This is a genomic window from Kocuria sp. UBA1838, assembly GCF_002338785.1.
Taxonomy (GTDB): domain Bacteria; phylum Actinomycetota; class Actinomycetes; order Actinomycetales; family Micrococcaceae; genus Kocuria; species Kocuria marina.
The window spans coordinates 1-8042 of the sequence record NZ_DDIY01000003.1 but is presented as its reverse complement, the minus strand read 5'-3'; the positions used below and the strand labels follow the sequence as shown (position 1 = coordinate 8042).

General features: G+C 65.3%; 4 protein-coding genes and 1 pseudogene. 1 reads left to right on the top strand and 4 read right to left on the bottom strand.

Features of this window, described 5'->3' with window-relative positions; translation table 11 throughout:
* Positions 1-42 precede the first annotated feature (42 nt).
* Both aceB and B3I25_RS00935 read right to left on the bottom strand, forming a co-directional pair.
* On the bottom strand, positions 43-1650 hold the full coding sequence (gene aceB / locus B3I25_RS00940) for a malate synthase A (protein ID WP_286737527.1): 1608 nt from the start codon (positions 1648-1650) through the stop codon (positions 43-45).
* Positions 1647-2698, bottom strand: a pseudogene (locus B3I25_RS00935) (malic enzyme-like NAD(P)-binding protein). Before B3I25_RS00935 ends, aceB begins: the two are co-directional and overlap by 4 nt.
* A gap of 202 nt (positions 2699-2900) precedes the next feature.
* On the opposite strand from B3I25_RS00935, the gene B3I25_RS00930 reads away from it, so the two are divergent.
* Entirely contained in the window at positions 2901-3662 is a 762-nt protein-coding gene (locus tag B3I25_RS00930) for an IclR family transcriptional regulator (protein WP_035964809.1), read from the top strand.
* A gap of 58 nt (positions 3663-3720) precedes the next feature.
* On the opposite strand, the gene B3I25_RS00925 is transcribed toward B3I25_RS00930, so the two are convergent.
* Both B3I25_RS00925 and aceE read right to left on the bottom strand, forming a co-directional pair.
* Positions 3721-4848 carry an aminotransferase class V-fold PLP-dependent enzyme gene (locus B3I25_RS00925; protein WP_286737524.1) on the bottom strand — a complete coding sequence of 376 codons (1128 nt, stop codon included), beginning with the start codon at positions 4846-4848 and terminating at the stop codon, positions 3721-3723.
* 502 nt (positions 4849-5350) lie between these two features.
* On the bottom strand, positions 5351-8005 hold the full coding sequence (gene aceE / locus B3I25_RS00920; protein ID WP_414672680.1) for a pyruvate dehydrogenase (acetyl-transferring), homodimeric type: 2655 nt from the start codon (positions 8003-8005) through the stop codon (positions 5351-5353).
* Positions 8006-8042: the final 37 nt, after the last annotated feature.

Below are 8042 nucleotides of genomic sequence, written 5' to 3'. Positions count from 1 at the left end.
CGGTCGTGGCGGGGGCCGGGGTGGCATCCAGGTGCGCCGGTGTTACTTGCTGCCTTCCATGAGGTCGTAGGCGGACAGCGTGAGGAACGCCGGGTAGTCCTCCCTGAGCACCATGTCCGAGATGAGCCGCCCGGCGGGCACGAACCACTTCTCGTAGTTCTCCTGGTCGATCTCACCGCGCAGCACCTCGAGCTGAGTGTCCAGTGCGTCGGAGACGAGCTCGCGCGTGGCGGTGTTGTTGGTGTCCGTGTAGACCACGCCGTTCTTGATCTGCTGCCAGATCTGCGAGCGGGAGATCTCCGCGGTGGCGGCGTCCTCCATCAGGTTGTGGATGGCCACCGCGCCGCTGCCGGACAGCCACACCGCCACGTAGCGGATGGCCACGTACAGGTTGGCGTTGAGCTCCTTCTCGGTGCGCTGGTCCCCCGCGGAGGGCACGTCCAGCAGCATCTCGGCGGTCACGTCCACGTCGGGGCGCTGGTGGTCCACCTGGTTGGGCTTCTCGCCGAGCACGCCGTCGAAGACCTCCTGGCACACGGGCACGAGGTCCGGGTGGGCCACCCACGAGCCGTCGAAGCCGTCATTGGCCTCGCGGGTCTTGTCGTTGCGGACCTTCTCGAAGGCGGCCCGGTTGACCTCCTCATCCTTGCGGGACGGGATGAACGCGGCCATGCCACCCATTGCGAACGCGCCGCGCTTGTGGCACGTCTGCACCAGCAGGTCCGTGTACGCGCGCATCAGGGGAGCGGTCATGGTCACGGCGGAGCGGTCCGCCAGGATGAACTTCTCCCCGGCGTCGCGGAAGTACTTGATGATGGAGAACAGGTAGTCCCAGCGTCCGGCGTTGAGCCCGGAGGCGTGGTCCCGCAGCTCGTAGAGGATCTCGTCCATCTGGAACGCGGCGGGGATGGTCTCGATCAGCACGGTCGCGCGGACGGTGCCGTGCTCGATGCCCAGGTAGTCCTCCGCGAACGTGAACACATCGTCCCACAGTCGCGCCTCCAGGTAGGACTCCATCTTGGGCAAGTAGTAGTACGGCCCCTGGCCGTTCTCGATCAGCTGCTTCGCCGTGTGGAAGAAGTGCAGCCCGAAGTCCGTGAGGGAACCGGAACCGGTCCTCCCGTTGACCGTGATGTTGTACTCGGGCAGATGCCAGCCGCGCGGGCGCATGACCACCACGGCCAGGGGCACGTCCTCGCGGAGCTTGTACTCCTTGCCCTCCGGGGAGGTGAAGCCCAGGGTGCCGCGGGCGGCGTCGCGCAGGTTGGCGATCGCGTCCACCTGGTTGGCCCAGCTGGGGGAGGCGGCGTCCTCGAGGTCCGCGAGCCACACCTTGGCGCCGGAGTTCAGGGCATTGATGGCCATCTTCGCGGGCGACGCCGGTCCGGTCATCTCCACGCGCCGGTCCTGCAGGGCCGCGGGGGCCGGGGCGACCTTCCAGTCGCCTTCCCGAACCTCGCGCGTCTCGGGGAGGAAGTCCATGGTGCCGCTCTCGGCGGCCTTCGCGCGGGCGGTCTCGCGCTTGCCGAGCAGCTCCTCACGACGGTCCGCGAACTTCTCGTGCAGCGCCTCCACGAATGCGAGGGCGTCGGATGAGAGGATCTCGTTCGCGGCGGGGATGTTGTCGGGTGTGTTGTGGGTGATGCTCATGGGTTGCCTCCTGGATTTTCGGTGTAGTTTGTACTGCTCATTGCGGGTGCGGCAGGCCCTGCACTCGGTACGACGCCGCCGCACCCGGTCGTTCCCGTCAGCCGGCCTGGGGCCTCCGCCACGGACTTCACGGCCTCGGCCACGGCCGGGGCGACGTTCTTGGTCGAACACACTGGGGACGATGAAGCTCGCGTTGCGCTCGTCCTCGTGCACGCAATCGGCGATGGCCCTCGCGGCGGCCGCGAGCACCTCTGAGGTGATCTCGCAAGCGCCCGCGTCCAGCAGCCCGGGGAAGGCCAGCACGCTGTTGATCTGGTTCGGGAAGTCCGGCCGACCGGTAGCCACGACGGTCGCGGGCTCGGCACCTTCCACGGGGGTGGACCTCGGGGTCCGGATTGGCCCTGGCGAAGACGATGGCGTCGTCGGCCATGGTCGCGATGTCGTTGCCGTCCAGGACATTGGGGGCGGAGACGCCGATGAACACGTCCGCGGCACCCACGCCGGAGACGACCACCTTGACGTCCTTCAACGCCTTGAACAGGGCGGCCTTGCCCTCCATGGCTGGCAGGGCCGCGGCTGGTCCGATGTCACCGAGGCCCAGTACCGCGGTGCCGTCCGTGACCACGGCCACGGTGTTGCGCTTGACGGTCAGCCGCCGGGCGTCTTTGGGGCTCTCTCGGACGGGTATGCACACGCGGGCCACGCCCGGTGTGTAGGCGCGGGAGAGGTCGTCACGGTTGCGCAGGGACACGCGCGGGGTGACCTCGATCTTGCCGCCCAGGTGGATCAGGAAGGTGCGGTCGGAGATCTTGTGGACCTTGACGCCGTCCAGGGCGTTGAGCGCGTCGCGCACCTCGTCCCGGTGCTCGGCGTTGTACAAGTTGCAGCGGATGTCCACGACGACGCTGTTGGGGAAAGACTCCACGATGTCCAGTGCGGTCACCTGGGCACCGGCGGCGGCCGCCGTGGTGATCTCGCTCGTGGAGTTGAAGGTCGCGGGCGCTTCCACGCGCAGGACCATGGAGTAGCCGGGGTTGGGAGCCGCCATGTGACGGGTTTCCTTCCGAGTCGAGCGGAACCGCGGTGGCCCGCTACCTATCCGTATTGTGGAAAATAAATTTCATTAATTGAATCCTAGGCGTAGAGTACGAGGCATGACAAGGTCTTCGTGAGACGTGTTTCACATTGCGGTCACCGTACGCGACCCCACGCGGGGCGGTGATCGCTCCGGCAGCAGAGGGAGAAGGGCCATGGCCGAAGGCAAGAGTGCGGGCGGCGTGCAATCGGTGGAGCGGGTCTTCGACCTGCTCAACATCATCACCGCGTCCGGAGGGGAGTCCTCCCTCAGCGAGCTCGCATCCCGGGCGGATCTTCCGCTGCCCACCATCCACCGGTTGCTACGCACCCTGATCCCGCTGGGCTACGTGCGTCAGCTGCCCAACCGCAGTTACGCGCTGGGCCCCGGACTGATCCGCCTCGGCTATGCGGCGGGCCTGCAACTGGGCACCTACGCGCAACCAGTCCTGCAGGGGCTCGTGAACGAACTGGGGGAGTCTGCCAACATGGCGGTGCTGGACGGTCACATGGTGGTCTACGTGGGTCAGGCGCAGTCCTCCCGCTCCATGCGCATGTTCACCGAGGTGGGCCGGCGCGCCCACGTGCACGACACCGGTGTGGGCAAGGCGATCCTGGCGACCCTGCCCGAACAGCAGGTCGTGTCCATCGTGGCGTCCATGGGCATGCCTACCCCCACCGAGAAGAGCCTCGGGACTGTGGACGAGCTTCTCGCCGATCTCGAAAAGATCCGAGAACGCGGCTACGCCGTGGACGACGAGGAACAGGAGATCGGCGTGCGCTGCTTTGCCATGGCACTGCCGGATGCACCCACACCCACTGCGATCTCGGTGTCCGGGCCCACGTCCCGCGTGGACTGGGACTTCGGCGACCGCGCCGTGCCCCTGTTGCGCGAGGCCGCCGAGCGGCTGTGCGGACAGCTGGCCCAGGCCGGCTGAACGCCTTCGTCCGAGTCTCGACGCCGCGTCGGTCCCGGTACCGTTTGGTCCACGGGCTTCAGAACCGCCTGGCGGCAGCCCTCAATGCCCGCGCCAAGCGGTCGCTGTCCTGCGGTGTGTTGTACAGGGCGGGGGTCACACGAATGACCTCGCCGTTCGTCACACCGCCGCGACGCACCGTGAATATCCTCCACGCCTTGGTGAGGTAGTCCGTGATGGCCACGCTGCGTTCCCGGGTCGTGTTCCCGTCGATCCGGAAGGACGTCAGTGCGCCGTACATGCGCCGATCCTCCGGAGTCATGATGGTCAGATTGGACACGTCCAAGACCTGGTGCACCCAGCGATCACGCAGGTACTGCAGGCGCGCGAACTTGTTGGCGGCTCCCACGGCTCGGTGGAAGTCCAGAGCCGCCGGGACTGCCAGGTAGTTGGCCGAATTGGCGGTTCCCGTGTGAATCCGTGATCGCACGTCATCGGCGTCGTGGTCCTCGTCCGCAAAGTGACGATCGATATCGGGAAGGCGATCCTTCTTGATGTAGAGAAAGCCGCAGCCCAGCGGTGCGCCGATCCACTTGTGCAGATTGAACCCCACGAAGGGGCTCTCGAGATCCCTGACGCTGAAATCCACATGGCCCCACGAGTGCGCGGCATCCACGATCGTGTCGACCCCGTGCTGCGCGGCCATCCGGCTGATCTCCGCGATTGGCAGCTTGAGGCCCGTGCGGTGGGAGATATGGGTCAGCAGGAGCAATGTGATCCGCGGATTGTCCCGGAGCAGCTTGGTGTAATGATCGATCACGTTCTGGTACGTCGCGGGTTCCGGGATCGCGGTGGCGATCACGTCCACCCCGCGGCGGTCCTTGAGCCACTTCATGGCGTACTGCATGGAGTCGTAGTCGAGATCGGCGTAGGCCACGGCGTCACCGGGCTTGAGCTTGTTGTAGCCACCGATCAGGGCCTGTAGCGCCTCCATAGCGCCGCGCGTGATGGCGATCTCCTCCACGGAGCACCCGACAGCTTCCGCCAGTCGAGCCCGCACATCTGTGATGCGCTCCTCGTACGCGTTGCGGAGGAACCAAGAGTTCTGTTCCTGGATGGTCCGGTTGGCGTGGGCATAGGCATCTCGTACGTTCTGAGGGTTCGCTCCGAAGTACCCGTTCTCGAAGTTGGTGACGGGCATGTCCATGCGGAAATGCCGTGCGACGGTGCGCCAGTACTTCTCGTCACGGGCCAGGCGGCCTGCGGGGGTCCGCGGTGCAGTGGGCAGTCCGGAGGGGTCTCGACCATGGCGCCCACCCTGGTGGGCGTGGGCGGGGGAGGTGACGAGGCCGCCCGCCGCCAGCGCGCCCAGGCTTGCTGTTCCCGCGACCAGATTTCGGCGATTGAGTTTCCACGATGTGCAGGCCCCCGGAAGTGTGCTGATGCGCACCACAGCCTGGATGCCGGACGTCGCCACTAGTCAAACCGTAAATTTCCAATTCACGATCCGCAGATGAAATTCGGGTGCGCATCACGGTGCGACGCGGGCGGGGCCCTAGCCTGCGGGCTGCGTCGTCGAACCAATCGACTCATCGGGCAGTCATACGGGGTGCTTCTCGCCGGCCCATCACGGCCCGGGCACGGTGAACGCGCGGCGGTACGTCACTGTGCCGCGCGGTGTGGGGGCGTCGTGGTGGTGGGTTGGTGGGTTAGGCGTCGCCTCCGGTGTTACCGCTGGTGCCGGCGGCGGGGTTGGTGAGGTCGTAGCGGGTGATGGCTTCTGCGGGGGCGGACCAGTCGATCTCTCCGCGTTTGGCCAGCATTTCCAGGGTGCGTACGACCATTGAGTGCGCATCGATGGTGAAGTACCGGCGTGCTCCGGCGCGGGTGTCAGCGAACCCGAATCCGTCAGCGCCCAACGAGGCCCAGTCGTTGGGTACGTACTGACGCACCGAGTCCGGCAACTGCGAGGTGTAATCACTGGTGGCGATCACCGGTCCCGTCGCCCCTGCTAGTGCTTGGGTGATGTAGGGGGTGCGTGTTCCTTCACCGGGGTTGAGGAACGCCTCATGTTCGGCGGCGTGAGCATCCCGGCGTAGGTTCGTCCACGAGGTCACCGACCACACGTCGGCGGAGACCGACCATTCCTCGGCGAGGATCCGTTGGGCTTCCAACGCCCAGGGCACCCCGACCCCGGAGGCCAGCAACTGGGCGCGCGGGCCTTCGTTGGTGGCGGGTTTGAGCAGGTAGATGCCGTTGAGGATCCCGTCCACATCGACGTCTTCGGGTTCGGCGGGTTGGTGGATGGGTTCGTTGTAGACGGTGAGGTAGTACATCACGTTGTGATCCTCATCCGCTTGCCCGTACATGTGTTCGATCCCGCGTTTGACGATGTGGGCGATCTCGTACCCGTAGGCGGGGTCGTAGTGGATCACCGCGGGGTTGGTCGAAGCCAGGATCGGGGAGTGCCCGTCAGCGTGTTGCAGGCCCTCACCGGTGAGTGTGGTACGCCCGGCGGTGGCGCCGATCACGAACCCGCGGGCCATCTGATCGGCTGCTGCCCAGAACTCATCCCCGGTGCGTTGGAACCCGAACATGGAGTAGAAGATGTACACCGGGATCATGGTTTCACCGTGGGTGGCGTAGGAGGTGCCCGCGGCGGTGAACGCAGCGGTAGCCCCGGCCTCGTTGATCCCCGGGTGCAGGATCACACCCTGGGCGGATTCCTTGTACGCGAGCATCAGTTCGCGGTCCACGGAGAGGTAGTTCTGCCCGTTGGGGTTATAGATCTTCGCGGTCGGGAAGAAGGAGTCCATCCCAAACGTCCTGGCCTCGTCCGGGACGATGGGTACGATGCGGTGCCCGAAGTCCTTCTCCCGCATCAGGTCTTTGAGGATCCGCACGAACGCCATGGTCGTGGCCGCCAGTTGTTTGCCCGAACCCTTCTTCCCCGACGCGAAGGCTTTGTCCGAGGGCAAGGTGATCGCCTGCTGGGTGTGGGGGCGATCCGGGAGGAACCCACCCAACTCCTGACGGCGCTCCAACAAATACTTGATTTCGGGGGAGTCGGGTCCGGGGTGGTAGTAGGGGGCGTTGTAGAGATCCGAGTCCAGTTGCTCATCACTGATCGGGATCCGTAAATGATCCCGGAAGGCCTTGAGGTCTTCGAGGGTGAGTTTTTTCATCTGGTGGGTGGCGTTACGGGCCTCGAAGTGCGGACCCAACCCGTAGCCCTTGACGCCTTGGGCCAGGATCACCGTGGGCTGGCCGGTGTGTTCCACCGCCGCCTTGTACGCCGCGTACACCTTGCGGTAGTCATGGGCGCCGCGCTTGAGGTTCCAGATCTGCTCATCCGTGTAATCGGCCACCAGCTCTTTGGTGGCTGCGGAACGGGCGAAGAAGTGGTCACGGACGAACCCACCGGATTCGGCTTTGAAGGTCTGGTAGTCCCCGTCCAGGGTCTCGTTCATGATCCGCACCAACTCCCCGGTGTGATCCGCCTCCAGTAAGGCGTCCCATTCCCGGCCCCACACGACCTTGATCACATTCCACCCCGCACCGCGGAAGAACGCTTCCAGCTCCTGGATGATCTTCCCGTTCCCGCGTACCGGACCATCCAAGCGTTGCAGGTTGCAGTTGATCACGAAGGTGAGGTTGTCCAACTTCTCATTCGCCGCTAACTGCAGCACACCACGGGATTCGGGTTCATCCATCTCCCCGTCGCCCAAAAACGCCCACACGTGCTGGTCGGAGGTGTCCTTGATACCGCGGTTATGCAGGTACCGGTTGAACTGGGCCTGGTAGATCGCGTTCATCGGCCCGATCCCCATCGACACGGTGGGGAACTGCCAGAAATCCGGTAAACACCGCGGATGCGGGTACGAGGGCAACCCGTTGGGAGCGTGGGTCTTCTCCTGCCGGAACCCATCCAACTGCTCCTCCGTGAGCCGGCCCTCGAGGTAAGCGCGGGCGTAGTTACCCGGGGAGGAATGACCCTGGAAGAACACCTGATCCCCGCCCCCGGGATGGTCAGGTCCGCGGAAGAAGTGGTTCAACCCCACCTCATACAACGTCGCCACCCCCGCGTACGAGGAGATATGCCCGCCAACGGAGACTTCCGGGCGTTGAGCGCGGTGGACCATCACCGCCGCGTTCCAACGCAGGAAAGCACGGTAGCGGCGTTCGATCTCCTCATCACCGGGGAACTCGGGTTCTTGATCCACCGGGATCGTGTTCACATAATCCGACGTCGTCACCATCGGCACACCCACCGAATGCGTGCCCGCGTGCTGCAACAACGCCCGCATCACGTACTGCGCCCGCGAGGTACCCAGCGCCTGGATCAACGCGTCAAACGACTCGATCCACTCCTGCGTCCCCTGAACATCAGCGTCCTGAAGA

Bases quoted from the DNA above. Each gene is read 5' to 3' on its own strand.
- aceB (WP_286737527.1), bottom strand. From the start codon at position 1,650: ATGAGCATCACCCACAACACACCCGACAACATCCCCGCCGCGAACGAG.
- B3I25_RS00930 (WP_035964809.1), top strand. From the start codon at position 2,901: ATGGCCGAAGGCAAGAGTGCGGGCGGCGTGCAATCGGTGGAGCGGGTC.
- B3I25_RS00925 (WP_286737524.1), bottom strand. From the start codon at position 4,848: ATGGACATGCCCGTCACCAACTTCGAGAACGGGTACTTCGGAGCGAAC.